Source organism: Pseudoalteromonas sp. Z1A8, assembly GCF_011378855.1.
Lineage (GTDB): Bacteria > Pseudomonadota > Gammaproteobacteria > Enterobacterales > Alteromonadaceae > Pseudoalteromonas.
On sequence record NZ_WTLB01000004.1, the window covers coordinates 1 to 18,539 of the forward strand.

At 40.1% G+C, this 18,539-nt stretch carries 14 protein-coding genes; 4 read left to right on the forward strand and 10 right to left on the reverse strand.

The features are described from left to right. Positions 1 to 16 precede the first annotated feature (16 nt). The 5 genes from GQR55_RS02495 to GQR55_RS02515 all read right to left on the reverse strand — a co-directional run bounded on the left by GQR55_RS02495 (position 17) and on the right by GQR55_RS02515 (position 6,396). Complete coding sequence (locus tag GQR55_RS02495; RefSeq protein ID WP_166419327.1) at positions 17 to 745, reverse strand: restriction endonuclease; 729 nt, start codon at positions 743 to 745, stop codon at positions 17 to 19. Positions 746 to 1,080: 335 nt separating this feature from the next. Next, entirely contained in the window at positions 1,081 to 3,972 is a 2,892-nt protein-coding gene (gene gcvP / locus GQR55_RS02500; protein WP_166419328.1) for an aminomethyl-transferring glycine dehydrogenase, read from the reverse strand. 161 nt (positions 3,973 to 4,133) lie between these two features. Continuing rightward, positions 4,134 to 4,523, reverse strand: a complete 390-nt coding sequence (gcvH, locus tag GQR55_RS02505) for a glycine cleavage system protein GcvH (RefSeq protein WP_165727660.1) — start codon at positions 4,521 to 4,523, stop codon at positions 4,134 to 4,136. 73 nt (positions 4,524 to 4,596) lie between these two features. After that, the gene (gene gcvT, locus GQR55_RS02510; protein ID WP_166419329.1) at positions 4,597 to 5,679 is read right to left on the reverse strand and encodes a glycine cleavage system aminomethyltransferase GcvT; all 1,083 of its coding nucleotides are present in this window, start codon (positions 5,677 to 5,679) and stop codon (positions 4,597 to 4,599) included. Positions 5,680 to 5,796: 117 nt separating this feature from the next. Further along, on the reverse strand, positions 5,797 to 6,396 hold the full coding sequence (locus GQR55_RS02515) for a hypothetical protein (RefSeq protein ID WP_002958026.1): 600 nt from the start codon (positions 6,394 to 6,396) through the stop codon (positions 5,797 to 5,799). Positions 6,397 to 6,522: 126 nt separating this feature from the next. Between GQR55_RS02515 and GQR55_RS02520 the strand changes: the two genes are divergently transcribed. Both GQR55_RS02520 and GQR55_RS02525 read left to right on the forward strand, forming a co-directional pair. Beyond that, the gene (locus tag GQR55_RS02520; RefSeq protein ID WP_024607170.1) at positions 6,523 to 7,374 is read left to right on the forward strand and encodes a LysR family transcriptional regulator; all 852 of its coding nucleotides are present in this window, start codon (positions 6,523 to 6,525) and stop codon (positions 7,372 to 7,374) included. Positions 7,375 to 7,562: 188 nt separating this feature from the next. Then, positions 7,563 to 9,719, forward strand: coding sequence for a TonB-dependent receptor (locus GQR55_RS02525; RefSeq protein WP_166419330.1), 2,157 nt, complete (start codon positions 7,563 to 7,565; stop codon positions 9,717 to 9,719). Positions 9,720 to 10,240: 521 nt separating this feature from the next. Here GQR55_RS02525 and rlmB read toward each other — a convergent pair. The 5 genes from rlmB to GQR55_RS02550 form a co-directional block, all read right to left on the reverse strand. Beyond that, positions 10,241 to 10,984 carry a 23S rRNA (guanosine(2251)-2'-O)-methyltransferase RlmB gene (gene rlmB, locus GQR55_RS02530; RefSeq protein ID WP_166419331.1) on the reverse strand — a complete coding sequence of 248 codons (744 nt, stop codon included), beginning with the start codon at positions 10,982 to 10,984 and terminating at the stop codon, positions 10,241 to 10,243. Further along, entirely contained in the window at positions 10,981 to 13,476 is a 2,496-nt protein-coding gene (rnr, locus tag GQR55_RS02535; protein WP_166419332.1) for a ribonuclease R, read from the reverse strand. Before rnr ends, rlmB begins: the two co-directional genes overlap by 4 nt. Before the next feature lie 423 nt (positions 13,477 to 13,899). Continuing rightward, complete coding sequence (locus GQR55_RS02540; protein WP_166419333.1) at positions 13,900 to 14,634, reverse strand: enoyl-CoA hydratase/isomerase family protein; 735 nt, start codon at positions 14,632 to 14,634, stop codon at positions 13,900 to 13,902. A gap of 262 nt (positions 14,635 to 14,896) precedes the next feature. Beyond that, positions 14,897 to 15,511 (reverse strand): response regulator transcription factor, encoded by a 615-nt coding sequence (locus tag GQR55_RS02545; protein WP_166419334.1) that lies wholly within the window; start codon positions 15,509 to 15,511, stop codon positions 14,897 to 14,899. Continuing rightward, complete coding sequence (locus tag GQR55_RS02550; RefSeq protein WP_166419335.1) at positions 15,508 to 16,611, reverse strand: sensor histidine kinase; 1,104 nt, start codon at positions 16,609 to 16,611, stop codon at positions 15,508 to 15,510. The genes GQR55_RS02545 and GQR55_RS02550 overlap by 4 nt, the downstream gene beginning before the upstream one ends. Positions 16,612 to 16,935: 324 nt before the next feature. Here GQR55_RS02550 and GQR55_RS02555 point away from each other — a divergent pair, with 324 nt between their 5' ends. After that, positions 16,936 to 17,802, forward strand: a complete 867-nt coding sequence (locus tag GQR55_RS02555) for a DMT family transporter (RefSeq protein WP_166419336.1) — start codon at positions 16,936 to 16,938, stop codon at positions 17,800 to 17,802. Beyond that, complete coding sequence (locus GQR55_RS02560; protein WP_166419337.1) at positions 17,799 to 18,503, forward strand: glycerophosphodiester phosphodiesterase family protein; 705 nt, start codon at positions 17,799 to 17,801, stop codon at positions 18,501 to 18,503. The genes GQR55_RS02555 and GQR55_RS02560 overlap by 4 nt, the downstream gene beginning before the upstream one ends. Positions 18,504 to 18,539 lie beyond the last annotated feature (36 nt).

Below are 18,539 nucleotides of genomic sequence, written 5' to 3' on the forward strand. Positions count from 1 at the left end.
ATTCACTTACTTTAACTTACCGCGCCCTGTTTATTTGTAAATTAATTGAGGCGACAACTATCCTGACACAGGGGGTATCTTTAGGGGGTGTTGCACGGTATGGTCTATCAAATTCTAATATTCCAAATCTTCTTATGTAATAAGGAGTATGGTTTTTATGTAATTCGATTAGCTTCAACGATGGGATTTGATCAAAAATAGTGAAATCAACATTATGCTCAACAAATTTAAGAAAATCACCTTCTAGACTTACACTCTTCTTTTTGGTGATTTTGTCTTTACACTTTTTATCCCAACCAGAAATAAGGTCTGCTTTCAGCTTATTAGAATCTTTAAGGGCATTAAGGCTAGCACCATTTAAGCCACTTTTAGCAACAAAATAATATTTTACAGGCATTGAAAAATGCCCTTGATGTGAGTGGTAACAAAGCTTACCAATTTCTAAAAGAACATCTGACAAATTTAATGGTGAGCTGTAGTATTTGCACTGAAAATTTTCCCAATTTTCATCTGGGGTATAAGCAATAACATCACGCCCCATATCACCAGCCCCACCAACCCGATTGACTCGCGAATACTGTGTTTTCCAATATGTTGCTAGTTCACAAGTAAACTCTTCCCAATCGTCTGCGTCCATTTGCTGTAAACGCTTTAATGGCGATATGACTTCGCCAGCTAAAGCTGATACTGCCGATAAAGGAACATGGGCGCTTTTTGGGGAGGGGATCTCCGTTTCTAGTTCCATCTATATAAATCTTCCAAATGTAATACTATTTATTATTTTTATTGAGAGAATATAGCATCAAGACAAATATTCAACTCTAAACATTTTCTTACTTAAAAGTTAAATATAGCATTAATATCTTAATTACCAGCATCTCAATAAAGCTAAACGCTCATAGTATTGAATAATAGGAAAAAACCTCATGCTGCGTATTCACATACAAAAAAGGTGAGCTAATTTGCTCACCTTTTTCAATAATTATAGTTTGGGAATAGAGGTTGGATTCCCAATCTATAATAAAATTCCCAATCTATAATTTCATTCCCAAACTATAATGACTTTGATCATCTCAGCTCTTAATCGCGGTATGTCTCAACCGGTGGGCAAGCACACACTAAGTTACGGTCGCCGTATACGTCATCTATACGTGTAACGGTTGGCCAAAACTTGTTTTTAGCTACTGCAGGCACTGGGAATGCAGCGTAAAAACGGTCGTACGCGCGGTCCCATTCGTTACCTAACACGTCGCCTTGTGTATGCGGTGCAAATACTAGCGGGTTGTTTTCGATTGACCATTCGCCAGAGATTACTTTTTCAATTTCGCCTTTAATTGACACCATTGCTTCGATAAAGCGGTCAATCTCACCTTTAGATTCAGACTCAGTTGGCTCAATCATTAATGTACCAGCTACTGGGAACGACATCGTTGGTGAATGAAAGCCGTAATCTTGCAAGCGCTTAGCTACGTCCATTTCAGTAATGCCTGATTGCTCTTTTAGCGGGCGCAAGTCAACAATACATTCGTGAGCAACACGGTTGTTACGACCACGGTATAAAATTGGGAAGTGCTTGCTTAGCTCATGCGTTAAGTAGTTAGCATTAACAATTGCCATTTCAGTGGCTTGTTTTAAGCCCTCTGAACCCATCATGGTGATGTAAGCCCATGAAATAGGTAAAATAGCGGCTGAGCCGTAAGGCGCGGCCGATACCGCACCATTACCAATGTTAGTACCTGGTACGTTAATTACGCTGTGGTTTGGCATAAATGGCGCAAGGTGCGATTTAACACCAATTGGGCCAACACCTGGACCACCGCCACCGTGTGGAATACAAAACGTTTTATGCAAGTTTAAGTGCGATACATCTGAGCCAATAAAGCCTGGGCTTGTTACGCCAACTTGCGCGTTCATGTTTGCGCCGTCCATGTAAACTTGGCCGCCGTGCTCATGAATAATGTCACAAATTTCGCGAATTGTTTCTTCGTATACGCCGTGCGTAGACGGGTATGTGATCATGATGCACGATAAGTTTTCAGCAACTTCTTCAGCTTTCGCTTTAAGGTCGGCCATGTCTACGTTACCGTTTTTGTCGCAGTTAACTACCACAATTTTCATGCTCGCCATTTGCGCTGATGCAGGGTTAGTACCGTGCGCAGAGCTTGGAATTAAACATACATTACGGTGTGCATCCCCTCGTGACTCGTGGTATTTACGAATCGCGATTAAGCCTGCGTATTCACCTTGCGCACCAGAGTTTGGCTGAAGTGATACTGCATCGTAACCGGTAATGTTTACTAGCCAGTCGTGTAGCTCGCCAATCATTATTTGGTAACCCTCTGCTTGATCTAGCGGGCAGAATGGGTGAAGGTTTGCAAATTCAGGCCACGTAATTGGGATCATCTCTGCGGTCGCGTTTAGTTTCATGGTACATGAGCCTAACGAGATCATTGAGTGATTAAGCGATAAGTCTTTGCTTTCTAGTCGCTTAATGTAGCGAAGCATGTCTGTTTCGCTGTGGTAGCTGTTAAAGTTTGGATGCGTTAGTACTTCGTCGTCACGTACTAAACTTGCAGGAATTGACTCGCTGCCATTTGCTTCAACGTCGGCTGCAATAGCGTCAACACTTAGGCCATGGCCTTCGCCTAAAATAATATCGAATAACTCAGCTACATTGGCACGTGTTGTTGTCTCTGATACCGAAATTGAGTACTCGCCTTCGTGGTTTGTTGCAAAGTTTACGCCTTTTGCAATTGCACGCGCTATTATGTCGTCTTTGCTGTCGCTTACTACTGTTAGCGTATCAAACCAAGTGCTGTGCTTAAGTGCGATGCCTTTAGCTTTTAGGCCAGTTGCTAAAATATCAGCAAAGCGATGTATACGCTGCGCGATAGTTTTTAAGCCTTGTGGGCCGTGATACACAGCGTAAAACGCTGCCATGTTGGCAAGTAATACTTGCGCTGTACAAATGTTTGAATTGGCTTTGTCGCGGCGAATGTGTTGTTCGCGCGTTTGCATTGCCATACGTAGTGCGTCGTTACCTAAACGGTCTTTAGATACACCAATAATACGACCAGGTAATGAACGTTTGTATGCGTCACGTGTTGCAAAAAATGCAGCATGAGGACCGCCGTAACCCATAGGTACGCCAAAACGCTGAGCCGAACCAAGTACTACATCTGCGCCTAGTTTACCCGGTGCTTTTAATAGTAATAAACTCATTATGTCGGCAGCAACACAGGCAATGGCCTTTTTGCTTTGTACGCCAGCAATTAGGTCAGTTATGTCTACCACTTCGCCTGATGTAGTTGGGTATTGGAACAATGCGCCAAAAATGTCGTGGTTAACGGCATCTTCTGCTTTACCTACAATTATTTCAAAACCAAACTGCTCGGCACGCGTTGTTACTACGTCGATTGTTTGTGTGTGTACGTCGTCGGCGATAAAAAATGCATTGGCTTTTTTAGCTTTTGATACGCGTTTTGCAAGGCCCATAGCTTCTGCAGCCGCTGTTGATTCGTCAAGCAGTGATGCGCTTGCTAAATCAAGACCGGTTAAATCTAGGGTCATAGTTTGGAAGTTTAATAATGATTCTAAACGCCCTTGAGCAATCTCTGGCTGATACGGTGTGTACGCTGTATACCAACCTGGATTTTCTAGTACGTTACGTAAAATTACGTGCGGTACGTTAGTTGGGTGGTAGCCTTGGCCAATGTACGATTTGAAAACTTTATTTTTGCTTGCTACTGATTTTAGGTAGCTTAGTGTTTCAACTTCAGTACGGCTTTCGCCAACTGTTAGCGGTTGCTCTAGACGAATGCTAGCCGGTACAGTTTGGTCAATGAGCTCTTGCACACTCGATACTTCTAAAGCACTTAGCATATCGCTTACTTGTGCTGGGCTTGGCCCAATATGGCGGCGAATAAAATCTTGCTTTTGCTCTAGTTCTTCAAGAGATTTGGCGTTTGACATGAATCCAGATTCCTATGATCCTAAATGCTAATGGGTAACTAGCATTAATTAAAATATTTGACGATTTAACAGTTCACTCAGTATGGGGTGGTGAGCTGTAAAATCATAAAAGCCCCATTTTTATACATTAAACGGGGCTTTTAGTTATCTACAAAAAATGATTATTCTTCGTCGATAGTGTGCGAGTAACCTTCAGCGTCTAATAAGTTGTCTAGCTCAGACTCGTCAGATGCTTTAATACGGAATAACCAACCGTCGCCGTAAGCGTCGCTGTTTACTGTTTCAGGTGAATCTTCTAGCTCTTCGTTAATAGCAACAATTTCGCCACTGATAGGTGCGTAAATGTCTGATGCTGCTTTAACCGACTCTGCTACTGCACAGTCTTCGCCAGCGTCTACTTCGTCGCCAACTTCTGGTAATTCAACAAATACCATGTCGCCAAGAAGCTCTTGTGCATGCTCAGAAATACCAACAGTAAATGTACCGTCGCCTTCACTGCGAACCCACTCGTGTGAAGGTGCGTATTTTAACTCGCTAGGAATGTTGCTCATTTTATTTGTCCTTTGGTTTATATTGGGAGGATACCAATCGCAATAATTATTGTGATTGGTATAACCAAATTATTTAAATTATTGATTTACCGTTACGTACAAAGCTAGGCTTTACTACTTTAACGTTTACTAATTTTTTACGCATTTCTACTTGAGCTGTATCGCCTGTTGAACGTGGTACACGTGCAAGGGCTACACTAAAACCAAGTGTTGGTGAAAAAGTACCAGAAGTAATGATACCTATCCCACCGTCAACAATTACTTTAGAACCGCTACGCAAAACGCCTTTTTCTTCAAACACTAAGCCAACTAGTTTGTCAGTGCTTTTTTCTGCGCGTTGCTTAACAAGTACGTCACGACCAATAAAATCGCGATCTTCTGGTTCCCATGCAATGGTCCATGCCATGTTAGCAGCAAGTGGTGATACACTTTCGTCCATATCTAGGCCGTAAAGGTTCATACCTGCTTCTAAACGTAACGTGTCGCGTGCACCTAAACCAGCTGGCGCTACACCTGCATCTAACAGTTGTTGCCATAAATCGGCTGCTTGGTCGTTCGGTACTACTATTTCGTAACCGTCTTCGCCAGTATAACCCGTTGTGGCAATAAATAAATCACCTACTTGAACGCCAAAAAACGGCTTCATACCTTCAACGGCTGCTTGTTGCTCAGCATTTAAAAGTGTGGCTGTTTTTGCTTTAGCGTTAGGGCCTTGTACTGCAATCATTGCAAACTCTGGGCGCTCTGTAACAGTTACGTCAAAGTCGCTCGATACGTTAGCTAAATGTGCTAGGTCTTTTTCGCGCGTTGCTGAGTTAACAACTAGGCGGTAAAAGGTTTCGCTAAAGAAATAAATAATTAAGTCGTCTATTACACCGCCTTGCTCGTTAAGCATGCCAGTGTAAAGCGCTTTACCTGGTACGGTTAATTTTGCAACGTCGTTAGCTACTAGCTTACGTAAAAATGCTTGTGCTTGAGGCCCTTCAATATCAACAATAGTCATGTGTGATACATCAAACATGCCTGCGTCGGTGCGAACGGCATTGTGTTCTTCTATTTGTGAGCCGTAGTTGATTGGCATTTCCCAGCCATGAAAATCAACCATTTTAGCGCCCGCTTCTAGGTGCTTAGCATGTAGTACAGTTTTAGAAGTCATAACATTCCTTCACGTTTAAATTAACCCTGTTTAGGGCGTGGCTTAAATAGACTTTAATTGCTTAATCGCAATTAAAAACAGGTAAACATTGTTATGTTCACCTGTTGTTTGTATTCGTTATGCGGCTTCACTATGCATAAGTGCAAAACCTTGCGCTTGCATGTAGCTTTGCCATTTTTGTAATTCTTGTTGTTTAGCTACTAATACAAAGTGTTGTTCGTCGTTTTTATCAATGGCGGTAATAAATACATCACCACTTTGCGCACCGTAGCATAGTTGCGCGTCAGAAAGGCGCAAACCGGGTGTTAATTTAAAAGCATTTACTAGAGTATCAAACGCGTTGTCGCCACTTAAAATAAAGCTTGCTAGGTCGGTGCGTACTACATAATCAATATCAAAACGTAGCTGTTGCTCGTTTATAAGTGCTTGTAGTTGAAGGCTTGCGTTGTGTGGCAGTACAAATCTAAAGGCGGTTTCGCTAAAGTAATAAACAGCAAAGCTGTAGTCAGAATTATAGTCGCCATCAAGCGTGCCTTTTAAGCCTAAACCGCTGGCGGTAAGCTTAGTTAAATCAAGGCCTAAAATAGTGCTTAAAAATACACTGGTTTCGGTGCCGCTAAAATCCATTACAACGTGATTGTTGTTAGTTTGCAAAGCGTTAGTAACCGCACTACTTGCGTTGCTGTGGCGGGCAAACATTATTGGGTTAAAAGTCATAACAAACACCTGTGTATTTTCGATTACAAAAGTATATTGCCCACGCCTACCAACAACAAATTGTAATTTTTTATCAATTGATAAATAATACTTATATATATAGCTATATAAATTGTAATTTTAAATATGAAAAACATATCAACCGACGGTTTACGTACTTTTGTGATGGTAGTTGAAATAGGTGGCTTTGCTAAAGCAGGCGATTTACTTGGCCTTTCGCAACCTGCTGTAAGTTTGCAAATAAAGCGCTTAGAAGACGTGCTCGGATATAAACTATTTAAAAAACAAGGACAGCGCCAAGTATTAAACCAGTACGGCGAGCTATTATTGCCTATGGCAAAACAAATGATGCAACACAACGATGCTATTTTGCAGCAGTTCACCTCAGAGAACATTGCAGGTAAAGTGCGCTTGGGTATTCCGAGCGAATTTGCTGCGCGTATTTTACCTTCTATTATTGGCGACTTTGTGGCGCTCTACCCTGAGGTGTCGTTAGAAGTTAAATCGCGTTTAAGTAAGCATTTACTTTCGGCCTCTAGGCAAGATCAGTTCGATTTAGTACTTGCACTCAATGAGCGACTCAACTCTGATAAGTTTCCTATTTTTATGCAAGACGAATTAGTGTGGGTGGGCGACCTATCACTTGCGCAAAACGATGTGGTTACGCTAGTTACCGCACCAGAGGGGTGTATTTATCGTCGCCGTGCAATTGATGCATTAAAAAATGCGGGCATAAAATACCGTATCGTATACAGCAACGCCGATTTAACCGGCCTTATTGCGGCATTAAAAGAAGGCTTAGGTATTACGGTACTTGCTAAAAGCACAGTACCGAGTGAGCTTAACTACCAAGTTCAAACCAAACATTTACCCACTCTTGGTAATATTGGTATTAGTTTAATTAAAAGTTCGGGTGAATCTGACCATGCTGTAGATAAACTCGCGGAGTTTATAGCGCTACGCTTAGGTTATAGCTAATCAAAACTTTATAACTAGTTTATAAGTTATGAAGCAATACAAAAGAAACAATTTAGTTAACAAAGTTGCATAGGTTGTTGTTTTTAATTCTATTAAACTGAATAATTAAATACTTAATAACATTGATTCGTATTCGTTAACGTGTTCAAATTACGCCAATTTAGATAATTGACATGATTAGGAACACAATGAACCCTAAGTTTTTAGTATCTACCCTGGCAACTGCGGTTGCTTTGTCTTTTAGTGCTACTGCAATAGCAAAAGACACCAGCGATAAAGAACAACGCTTTGAACAAATTACTGTTATTGGCTCTCAGCAAGCAATTAACGATATTCCGGGTTCGGCTACGTTTATTTCTGAAGAAGAGCTTCAAAAATTCCAGTTTACCGATATTTCTCGCGTTTTAGCGTCTGTTCCAGGCGTTTACGTGCAAGAAGAAGACGGCTACGGCCTTCGCCCTAATATTGGTATGCGCGGTACAGGTACTGGCCGTAACGATAAAATATCGGTAATGGAAGACGGTGTATTAGTTGCGCCAGCACCCTATTCAGCACCATCTGCTTACTACTTCCCTACTACGGGTCGTATGGAGTCTATTGAAGTATTAAAAGGCGCGGCATCAGTTAAGTACGGCCCGCGTACTACGGGCGGTGTTTTAAACTTACTTTCGCGCAGCTTACCTACTGAGCCAAATAGCTCAAAAGGTATGGTAGATGCAGCCCTTGGTGGTGATGGTTACTACAAAGGTCACGCTTACTTCGGTAAAGAAAAAAACAACACAGCAGGCTTAATTGAAGTATTTACTTACGGCGCAGACGGCTTTAAAGAGCTGCCAGTAGGTAATGACAACACCGGCTTTGAAAAAACAGATTTACTATTAAAGTTTGGTCATACGTTTGGTCAAAACGATGCGCATAATCTTGAGCTAAAAATTAAGTACTCTGACGAAACATCAGACGAAACATACATGGGCTTAACTGACGAAGACTATCAAGAAAGTCCTTACCGTCGTTATGCTGCATCGCAAAACGATGAAATGAATACTCGCCATAACGCATACCAACTTAACTACGCGTACCGTTTTGGTGATGGCTATGAATTTTTAGCTACGGCTTACTTAAACGATTTTCATCGTAACTGGTATAAAGCCAGCAAAGTAAGCGAAAGCTACCTTGAACAATACAGTGAATTTGAAGCAAACCCTACAAGCGAAGGCATTGAAGGTATTGGTATTAAAGCTAATAACCGCGATTACCAAGCTAAAGGTATTCAGTCTGAATTGCATATTCCTGCAGGCGATCACTATGTGACTGTTGGGGTACGTTACCACGAAGACGAAATGGATCGTTTTCAATGGGAAGACAAATACACACTTAATCAAGACCTAAGCTTAACGCTTACAGAGCAAGGCGTTCCGGGCTCTGACAGCAACCGTGTAGATAGCGCAGAAGCAAGTACCTTGTTTATTCAAGACGAGTGGACAATTGATGCATTAGTAGTAAGTGCAGGTCTTCGTTATGAAGACATTACTATTACGCGTGAAGAGTGGTCTAAATCAGATCCAACACGCAGCAACGGTTTAACTAAAGATGTGTCGAACGACACTGAAATTTTAGTTCCGTCGTTAGGTGCTACTTACACGCTTAACGAAAACGTAACGCTACTTGCGGGCATTCAAAAAGGTTATGCACCAGCAGCACCTGGTAATGCTGACCAAGAAGAAGAAGAAAGTGTAAACATTGAGTTTGGCTCTCGCTTTAATATGGATGGCTTTAGCGGTGAAGTAATTGCGTTTTACTCTGACTACAGCAACATGCACGGTAACTGTACTGCAGCGGTTGGTTGTAGCGACGACAACATTGGCGACCAATACAACTACGGTGAAGTAGAAGTAGCGGGCTTTGAATTTAGTGCAGCACGTACGTTTGCAACTGATACAGCTATGTTCCCAGTTAAATTAACGTATACCTACACAGACTCTGAGTTTAAAAACGATTTTGATTCAGAAATTTGGGGCACGGTAGAAAAAGGCGATGCAATGCCTTACGTACCAGAAAACCAAGTAGCGTTATCGTTAGGTGCTGAGTTTTCTGCGTTTGTAGTTAACAGCCAAATACGTTACGTATCTGATGCGCATGCTAACTTAACGCAGTCGGGCTTAAACGCAATTGATAGCCGCGTAGTATGGGATTTAGCTGCTAAATACTTAATCGATGAGAATCAAAAAGTATACCTAAGCGTTGATAATTTGTTTGATAAAACATACGTTGCTAACCGTTCAAACGGTGGCATTCAACCAGGTAAGCCACGTACTGTACAAATGGGCTACACTTACTCATTCTAAATTAAAAGCTGGTTAAACGGTTCACTAACTACGTTAATAATTTTTTATGTAAGAACACTACACATCTAAATTATTGCCTTGTTATTAAACCGTTTCCCTGCGCTTTGTATAGGATAAGTGGTTCACTAACAGCGTTGATAATTTTTTATGTAAGAACACTACACATCTAAATTATTGCCTTGTTATTAAACCGTTTACCTGCGCTTTGTATGAGATAAACGGTTCACTAACAGCGTTAATAATTTTTTATGTAAAAGCACTACACATCTAAATTATTGCCTTGTTATTAAACCGTTTACCTGCGCTTTGTATAGGAGAAATGGTTCACTAGCTACGTTAAAAATAACTCATATAAGAACAACTATATTTCGTTATTTTTGCCTTGCTATAGGGTTATTTTCCTATCGCTATGATAGAGCATCAATTGATGTAAAGTTAAAAGCGTAAGTTACAGATACAAAAAAGCCGAGATTGAATTTCAATCTCGGCTTTTTTAATACATAAAACTTATAGTTTATATATTAGTTATTTGCGTTACGTTGGCGTAATACTTCAAACAAACAAATACCCGTGGCTACCGATACGTTTAAGCTTGAAACTGTACCCGCCATTGGAATTTTAACGAGCATATCGCAATGCTCACGCGTTAAGCGTCGCATGCCTTCGCCTTCTGCGCCCATAACAATAGCCATTGGGCCTGTTAAGCTTGCATCAAATACGTGGTTATCAGTTTCACCAGCAGTACCTACAACCCATACGCCTGCATCTTTAATTTCGCGAAGCGTGCGTGCAAGGTTAGTCACTTGAATTAGCGGTACTGTTTCGGCTGCGCCACAAGCAACTTTACGTGCTGTACCGTTAAGCTTTGCAGAGCGATCTTTAGGTACAATGATAGCGTGAACACCGGCAGCATCTGCACTACGTAAGCATGCGCCTAAGTTATGCGGATCGGTAATACCATCAAGCACAAGTAAAAACGGTGTGTCTTCACGGGCAATAATCACATCAAGATCTTTTTCATTAAATGTAGGAGCAGCTTTTACGTTGGCAATAATACCTTGATGCTGCTCACCTTTTGATTTGCTATCAAGAGCTTTACGCTGCATAAACTGTACTGAAATGCCAAATTTACGTGCTTCATCAATAATCGGAGTTGAGCGTTTGTCGTCACGGCCTTTAAGGGCGTAAATTTCTACAAAGCGCTCTGGCTCGCTTTCTAAAATTGCTTCAACAGAGTGAAAGCCAAAAATTAATTCATTACTCACGTATTATCTGCTCCTGGGCTAGTACTTTTACGGGCATTTTTGCCAGCTCTTTTAGGCTTTTTAACTGCCTTCTTTTTCGGCTTTTTCTTTACGGCAGTGTCTGTTACTTTTTTATCTGCGGGTTTAGTTGCAGACTTATTTGCCGGTTTACCTTTGTCTTTATTCGCTGGCTTTTTTTTACCTTTTGGCTTGTCATCGCTGTGCGACTTTTTACCCGGTACTTTGCCTGCTTTTAATTGCGAACGCACACTTGCTGGCGCATGCTCAGATTTACCTGAACCTTTTTTTGGTGCACGACGACGTGAGTATCTGTCTTGTGCTACATCGCCTTTAAGCGTTAAATTTATACGACGGTCGTCTAAACTAACCGACGTAACTTTTACTGTTACTTTATCGCCAAGGCGATAAACTTTGTGAGAGTGCTCACCTATTAGGGTATGTTTTGCAGCGTCATGTGCAAAAAACTCGTCGCCTAAATTAGTAACGTGAACAAGCCCATCAATTTGTAAATCGTCTAAACGAATAAACAAACCAAAGTTAGTGACCGATGAAATAACACCGTCAAACTCGTCACCTACGTGATCTTGCATAAACTCACATTTAAGCCAATCCGCTACTTCGCGAGTTGCATCATCGGCGCGGCGCTCTGTGGTAGAACACTGCTCACCAAGTTGATCAACTTCGTCGTCGGTATAAGCGTATTCGCCAGACGTTTGCTGACCTTGTGCTTTTATTACTGCTTTAATAGCACGATGTACTACTAAATCTGGGTAACGACGTATTGGCGATGTAAAGTGCGCATAAGCCGATAACGCTAAACCAAAGTGACCAATGTTATCTGGCTGATATACAGCTTGTTTCATTGAACGCAGTAGCATAGTTTGAATAAGCTCGGCTTCTGGGCGGTCACCTAGTCGCGCTAGTACTTGCGTTATTTCTTTTGGTGTTGGCTCGTCGCTTAATGTGCTTTCAATACCTAACTCGCCTAAAAACTTAGTAAAGTTACCTAGTTTTTCACTGTCTGGTTCGTCATGTACACGATAAAGCGCGCTTGCTTCGTGCTTTTCAAGAATTTTAGCCGCTGATACGTTGGCTAAAATCATACATTCTTCAATCAGTTTATGCGCATCGTTACGAATAACAGGCACTATTGATTCTATTTTACGCTGAGCGTTAAATACAAAACGTGTTTCTAGGGTTTCAAACTCAATGGCACCACGCTCTTGACGTGCTGCTTTAAGTGCCATGTACATTTGCTGTAAATCAGTTAAATGTGGCACAACGGCTGAGTATTCTTCGCGTAGTTTTTCGTCGTTTTGTAAAATGGCATTTACTTTGGTGTAAGTTAAACGTGCATGCGAGTTCATTATCGCTTCGTAAAACTTATAACCCGAAAGTTTACCCGCGCTCGACACGGTCATTTCGGCAACCATACATAAGCGATCTACTTTTGGATTAAGCGAACATAATCCGTTAGAAAGCACTTTTGGTAGCATCGGAATAACTTGCTCAGGAAAATACACTGAGTTACCACGCAAAATTGCTTCTTTGTTAAGCGGCGTGTTCATTCCTACGTAATGCGATACATCGGCAATGGCAACCCATAAGCGCCAGCCACCCGATTTTTTAGGTTCACAGTATACGGCGTCATCAAAGTCGCGAGCGTCTTCGCCATCAATAGTTACAAGTGGTAAGTCACGTAAATCTACGCGGCCTTGTTTGTCAGCGTCTTCAACAAACTCACCTAGGTGAGCAACTTGTGCTTCAACTTCTTCTGGCCATACATGTGGAATATCGTGATTGCGCAGTGCGACTTCAATTTCCATACCTGGGGCTAAATGCTCACCAAGTACATCAATAATTTTACCTACCGCGTTCATGTTGCGGCTTGGATTTTGAGTGATTTTAACCTGCACCATTTGGTTATGGCGGGCACCGTTTTCGTTGCCTGGTAAAATCATTATGTCTTGCGTTATGCGCGGGTCTTCAGCTACTACAACAGCAACACCATGCTCTACAAAGTAACGGCCAACAATTGGCGCGCGCTCGTTAGTAAGCACTTTTATAATACGTGCATCGCATTTTGAGCCAGAGCCACGTTTAGTGCCTTTAGCTAGTACAATGTCGCCATGTAACACCATATTCATTTGGTGCTTAGCAATAAACCAATCTTTACTCTCGCCTTCAACTTCTAAAAAGCCAAAACCGTCTCTGTGGCCTATTACTTTGCCTTTGGTTAAACCGGCTTCGTCAATTAGGGCATAGCATTTAAATTTATTAAAATACAGCTGTCCGTCACGCTCCATAGCGCGAAGGCGGCGTTTAAATGCTATTTGGCGTTCGTCATCGTTTACTGCTAGTTCTTCACATAATTGCGCGTAGTTAGCAGGCTTTGAACGCTCTTGAAGGTGAGTAAGTATAAACTCACGACTAGGGACTGGGTTTTCGTACTTTTCTTGTTCTCGACTGAGATTTGGATCTTGGTTTGACATTCACTATCTTGTTAGTTGGTTATGTAGGTATTTTAACCCATATAGTTATAATGAGACAGGTAAAAGCGATTAAACTTTTAAGAAAGCGCTTTTACCCTGCTGTTTACCTTGCTGTATAGTTTAAAAATCTAGCGCAATGGGGCTTAACGACCCCTTAACTGCAAAGTGTTTAATCATCTCGTAGCAATGCTAAAACCCTTTCGCGCTAAATATTTATTTATAACCTGAGCTCTGGATAATAAATCTATCTCGAGCAGCTATTTTCAGCGCTAACAGCGTTGAATATACTTACAATAGGCCAGCTATTGACGCGTAAATTCGCCTTGTTTTCACCGAAAATCTCTGGCTAGAGAAAATAAATTTAAATATCAACATGATTCAATACGTCAGTAAATCTCTTAACCAGAGTTCAGGTTATTTATACTATTTTTTTTGTAGGTTTTTCCAGAGCAATTTACTTATATTATCAATAAAGCTTGGATCTTCTTCTTTCATTGTAAGCAAAATTTGTTTATTCATTTGTGTTTTGTTTTGAGCGTAAATCCAACGGTTTTTATTAAACTGCTGGGCAAACTCAAGTACACCGGCTTGTAGTTCGTCGTTATTTGCAAACACAGCTTCAACCACTTTATTGTCTAGCAACTGCTGTGCACCAACACGCTCTCCTGACATAGCTAAACGATTAAAGAATGTTTGCGCGATAGCTTTATTAATTATAGGAAACATCGACGGTACAAAAGGCACCATTACATCAACTTCAGGAAAACAAAAGAAGCCTTTGTCTGACTTCATAAATCTAAAATCACACGCACATGCAAGCACAGAACCATTACCGTAAGTATGGCCGTTTAATGCCGCAATAATGGGCATAGGAAACGTAACAATACGTTTGAACAAGTCACTTATTTGAATCATAAAGTCAGAAATTGCTGCAGGTAAAATACTGGGATTAGACATCCATTGAAGGTCGATACCCAATGACCAGTTTTTATCACTCGAAGAGGTTAAAATAACAGACTTAATGTTTTGATCTGCTTCAATATGGTCAAGATGTAAATTAAACTCAGTCAAAAATGCTGGGTTGTGGCGGTTTTCAGCGGTATTCATAGTGAGTATTGCAGTACTATTTTTAGTTGTTAGTTCTATTAAATTTGCCATTAAACCCTCTTTTAGCGCTTTTTAAGCTAACTTTAAGCGCTGTTCGTTACTTTTATAAGTAATACCAACCTGCATAAATCTTTGATCAATTTAACGAATTAAATTTCACTATAACGTCGTTAAAAAATTTTTATTTAGAACAACTAGATACAAAAATTTTTGCCTAGTTCTAGCGTAATTTTCTTAACGTTAAATAGACCCCATATATAAGCAGATTGGTATAACATAGTAATACTTTGTTTATAATTTATAAACCCACTATTTAAAGCCACCCTTTTTGCTTTGCAATACGCGCTGCATCTATTCGATTTGTGGCATTTAATTTAGCAATGGCGTCTGATAGATAATTACGTGTGGTGCCTTCGCTTATAAATAACTGCTTGGCTATTTCGCTTGTTTTAAGGCCATCGCTTGCAAGTTTAAGTGCTTTGCGTTCTTTATCGGTAAGTGGATCTGCGTCGTCTAATGCATTAATAGCAAGCTCTGGATCAATTACCTTTTGCCCCTGCATTACTTTTTTAAGCGCATTTATTAGCTCTTCACTCGGCGCTTCTTTTAGTATAAACCCTTTAACACCCGCACTTAATGAGCGCCTTATGTAACCAGCGCGAGAAAACGTGGTCATAATAACCATTTTTATAGCGGGAAACTTAGCGGCCATTTTTTCGCTGAGCTCTATACCATTCATGGTTGGCATTTCTATATCGGTTAAAATTATATCTGGCAGTAAATCACTATCAAGCGCCTCAATTGCATTAAGTGCATCTTGCCCATTACTTGCTTGCCCAATTATCTCTATATTAAAATCGAGACTTAATAGTGCTGCGATTGCATCACGAACAAGCGCTTGATCTTCCACTAAATAAACTTTAATCATTGTAAATCCTTAGCTGTGATTGGCAATATCACATTTAGCGTAAAAGTATCACCACAAGTAAATTTAGCACTGCCCTTTAATTGCTCTGCTCGCTCTGTAATGCCATTTAAACCATTACCTACTTTTAATGTATTGCATGGCGCGTTATCAATCACTTTAATAAGAAGCTGTTGCGCTGTTTGATCTATGCTTATTTCGCAATTTTTTGTGCTGCTATGGCGTAATAAATTAGTCACAGCTTCTTTAATTATCAGACCAGCGAACCCTTCTACCTTAGCGGGCAGAGTATCTAAATTTACGCTCACTTTTACGTTAAAACCTTGCTCTATTAATCTTTGTTTTAGCTGTGCTATTTGACTGACAAGGTTAAGCTGTTTTAAATCACTTACTGCGTTTCTTACATCGCTAAGCAATTGCCTTGCAAGCTCTGCTACTTGTGCAATTTCGTTATTTGCTTGAGCGTAACGCTCACCTTGGTTTAATTTATTAGCAAGCTCAGCCTTTAAAGCAATAGATGACAATGAATGCCCTAAAATGTCATGTAAATCGCGGGCAATGCGCTCGCGCTCAGCAATAGCAGCTAGTTGCTCTAATTGGTTAGCACTTTCTTGCTCACGCTTTTTATATAAGCTTTCTCTTTTTGCTGCAATACCGTAACTAAATAACGCGGCGCATAAAATCAAAGCAACAGCTAAAAAGTATTGAATCTTCCCTATATCACCAATATATGCGCTTAATAAAACCGTAGATATAATCGCGAGTGCAGCATAAATTCTTTGATGATAGCTATATGCGTAGCCCGCTACATAAGCTGTAAAGCCAAATAAAGTAGGAGTGCCCGAGCTGTAAAAAGTAGCGCAGAAACAAATTAATAGCATGGCTACAAACAACTTGGTCACACCTGTGCTTTTGCAGTTTATTGCTTTTACATACAAAAGAATAAAGGCAATATAAAAAGCTAAAGACATCGTGATTTGGTTAGCCGTAAAACTAGAATAATTAATTATGAGAGGGAGTAAATAAAAGCCGGTAAAAATTAAATGACCGTATTTCCAAAAACCTTTATCACTTTGTTGAGAGAAGGTGTTGAGCGAACTCATATTAATACCTCTGCCATATTATTTTTATTTATAGCACTATTTTTATTGGTAAATATAAATAACACAAAAATGCAGAGCAGCATAAAGCAATCTGCATAAGTGATCGTGAAACTTAACGTCTCTAGTACTTCATTAATAGCTAAGCTGATTAGAATTAAAGAATTCATAATTATCTCCTGTTGAGTAAGATAACTATGCCTGCGTACAAAAATAATAAGAGTGTGAAGTGTCATTAACTTTAATGACATTTGTCATATTAGGAAAATTTCATCTTGTAAACGTGGCCTCAATGATAAGATATTGAAAAAAGGAGATAACGTTTTAATGCAACCACAACAGCAAAGCCTGATTTACTTACACATAGCTGTATTACTTTTTGGCGGAACCGCTCTATTTGCCAAGCTTATTGGTTTAAATGCTTTAGATATTACCGTTTACAGAACTGCAATTGCAGGAATGGCTATTTTAGCCATGCTGTATTTTCAAAAAAAACAAATTAAGCTAAATAAACCTAAAGACTACTTTATTGCGTTATTTTTAGGTGTTGCGGTGGGTATACACTGGGTAACCTATTTTGCAGGTATGCAAATGGCCGGTATAACAATTGGAATGTTGGCATTTTTTAGCTACCCCGTTATGACGGTATTTTTAGAGCCCTTATTTAATAAAAGTAGGCCAAAAGCAAAAGATATAATAAGTGCGGCCGTGGTTGTTTTAGGTATTTACTTATTAGTCCCAAGTGCAAATTTAGGCGACGATGTGACCCTCGGTGTAATAACAGGTGTTATATCGGCATTGTTTTTTTCAATCAGAAACATTACCCATAAACGCTACTTTAGCCAATATGGTGGCCCGCAAACGATGTTTTATCAAACCTTAGTGGCAAGCATTATGCTGTGCGCATTTATAGAAGTGCCGGTATATGAAGTTAGTAATCACGACCTAATTTTAATTGCTGTAGCGGGTGTTATATTTACAGCTACACCGCACTCGTTATTTGCAGCAAGTTTAAAGCATTTATCGGCGGCAACTGCGGGGTTAATTTCTTGCTTACAACCACTTTATGGCACCATACTGGCTATAGTAATTATTCATGAACGTCCTACTGTTATGACGTTAGTTGGTGGAGCACTTATTGTTAGTGCCGCTTGTTTTGAAACGTGGTCAATCACTAAAAAGGCTCAACAATGAAAGTATTTGCACACCGTGGTGCCAGTGGGGATTTTCCTGAAAACACCAAAAGCGCTATTTTAGAAGCGTTAAAAGTAGGTGTTGATGGTATTGAAGTAGATATTCAAAGTTCCTTCGATGATTACATGTTAATACACGACTCGTGGCTCGATAGAACCACCAGCGGTAAAGGTCGGGTGAGTGATTTTACTGCACATGAACTCTCTAAACTTGATGCTGGAAATGGCGAGAAAATTCCCACTCTTCAGCAGTTATTTGATTGGAATAATAATAAATCTTTATTAAATATTGAGCTTAAACATACTTTTGAGCTGGAAAGGTTTGTGGCTCAACTTGAAAAAAATATTGAGGCTAACAAAATATCGAAAGCAAATATTTTAGTGTCATCGTTTGATCATCATCAACTACAGTGGCTCAAAAACAGACTACCATGGCTTAAAATAGGTGCCCTGACGTCTTCTATTCCAATTAACTATGCAAAGTTTGCAAGTGATTTAAACGCTTTTAGCGTGCATGTAGATAAAACCTTTATAAATAAGGCTTTTGCAGATGATGCAAAAAAAAGAGGTCTAAAGATTTATGCTTATACGGTCGATAGAGAACAAGATATAGCGTTAATGCTTGAGTACGGTATAGACGGAATTTTTACAAATTACCCAGCGCGAACTAAAGCTTACTTGTTATCGTTACAAAAAAGCTAACTTACACCTCCCTAACTAAAATTATAATTACAGGGC

Excerpts from the sequence above, each read along its gene's own strand:
- GQR55_RS02495 (WP_166419327.1), bottom strand. The coding sequence starts at position 745 with ATGGAACTAGAAACGGAGATCCCCTCCCCAAAAAGCGCCCATGTTCCT.
- gcvP (WP_166419328.1), bottom strand. The coding sequence starts at position 3,972 with ATGTCAAACGCCAAATCTCTTGAAGAACTAGAGCAAAAGCAAGATTTT.
- gcvH (WP_165727660.1), bottom strand. The coding sequence starts at position 4,523 with ATGAGCAACATTCCTAGCGAGTTAAAATACGCACCTTCACACGAGTGG.
- gcvT (WP_166419329.1), bottom strand. The coding sequence starts at position 5,679 with ATGACTTCTAAAACTGTACTACATGCTAAGCACCTAGAAGCGGGCGCT.
- GQR55_RS02515 (WP_002958026.1), bottom strand. The coding sequence starts at position 6,396 with ATGACTTTTAACCCAATAATGTTTGCCCGCCACAGCAACGCAAGTAGT.
- GQR55_RS02520 (WP_024607170.1), top strand. The coding sequence starts at position 6,523 with ATGAAAAACATATCAACCGACGGTTTACGTACTTTTGTGATGGTAGTT.
- GQR55_RS02525 (WP_166419330.1), top strand. The coding sequence starts at position 7,563 with ATGAACCCTAAGTTTTTAGTATCTACCCTGGCAACTGCGGTTGCTTTG.
- rnr (WP_166419332.1), bottom strand. The coding sequence starts at position 13,476 with ATGTCAAACCAAGATCCAAATCTCAGTCGAGAACAAGAAAAGTACGAA.
- GQR55_RS02540 (WP_166419333.1), bottom strand. The coding sequence starts at position 14,634 with ATGGCAAATTTAATAGAACTAACAACTAAAAATAGTACTGCAATACTC.
- GQR55_RS02545 (WP_166419334.1), bottom strand. The coding sequence starts at position 15,511 with ATGATTAAAGTTTATTTAGTGGAAGATCAAGCGCTTGTTCGTGATGCA.
- GQR55_RS02550 (WP_166419335.1), bottom strand. The coding sequence starts at position 16,611 with ATGAGTTCGCTCAACACCTTCTCTCAACAAAGTGATAAAGGTTTTTGG.
- GQR55_RS02555 (WP_166419336.1), top strand. The coding sequence starts at position 16,936 with ATGCAACCACAACAGCAAAGCCTGATTTACTTACACATAGCTGTATTA.
- GQR55_RS02560 (WP_166419337.1), top strand. The coding sequence starts at position 17,799 with ATGAAAGTATTTGCACACCGTGGTGCCAGTGGGGATTTTCCTGAAAAC.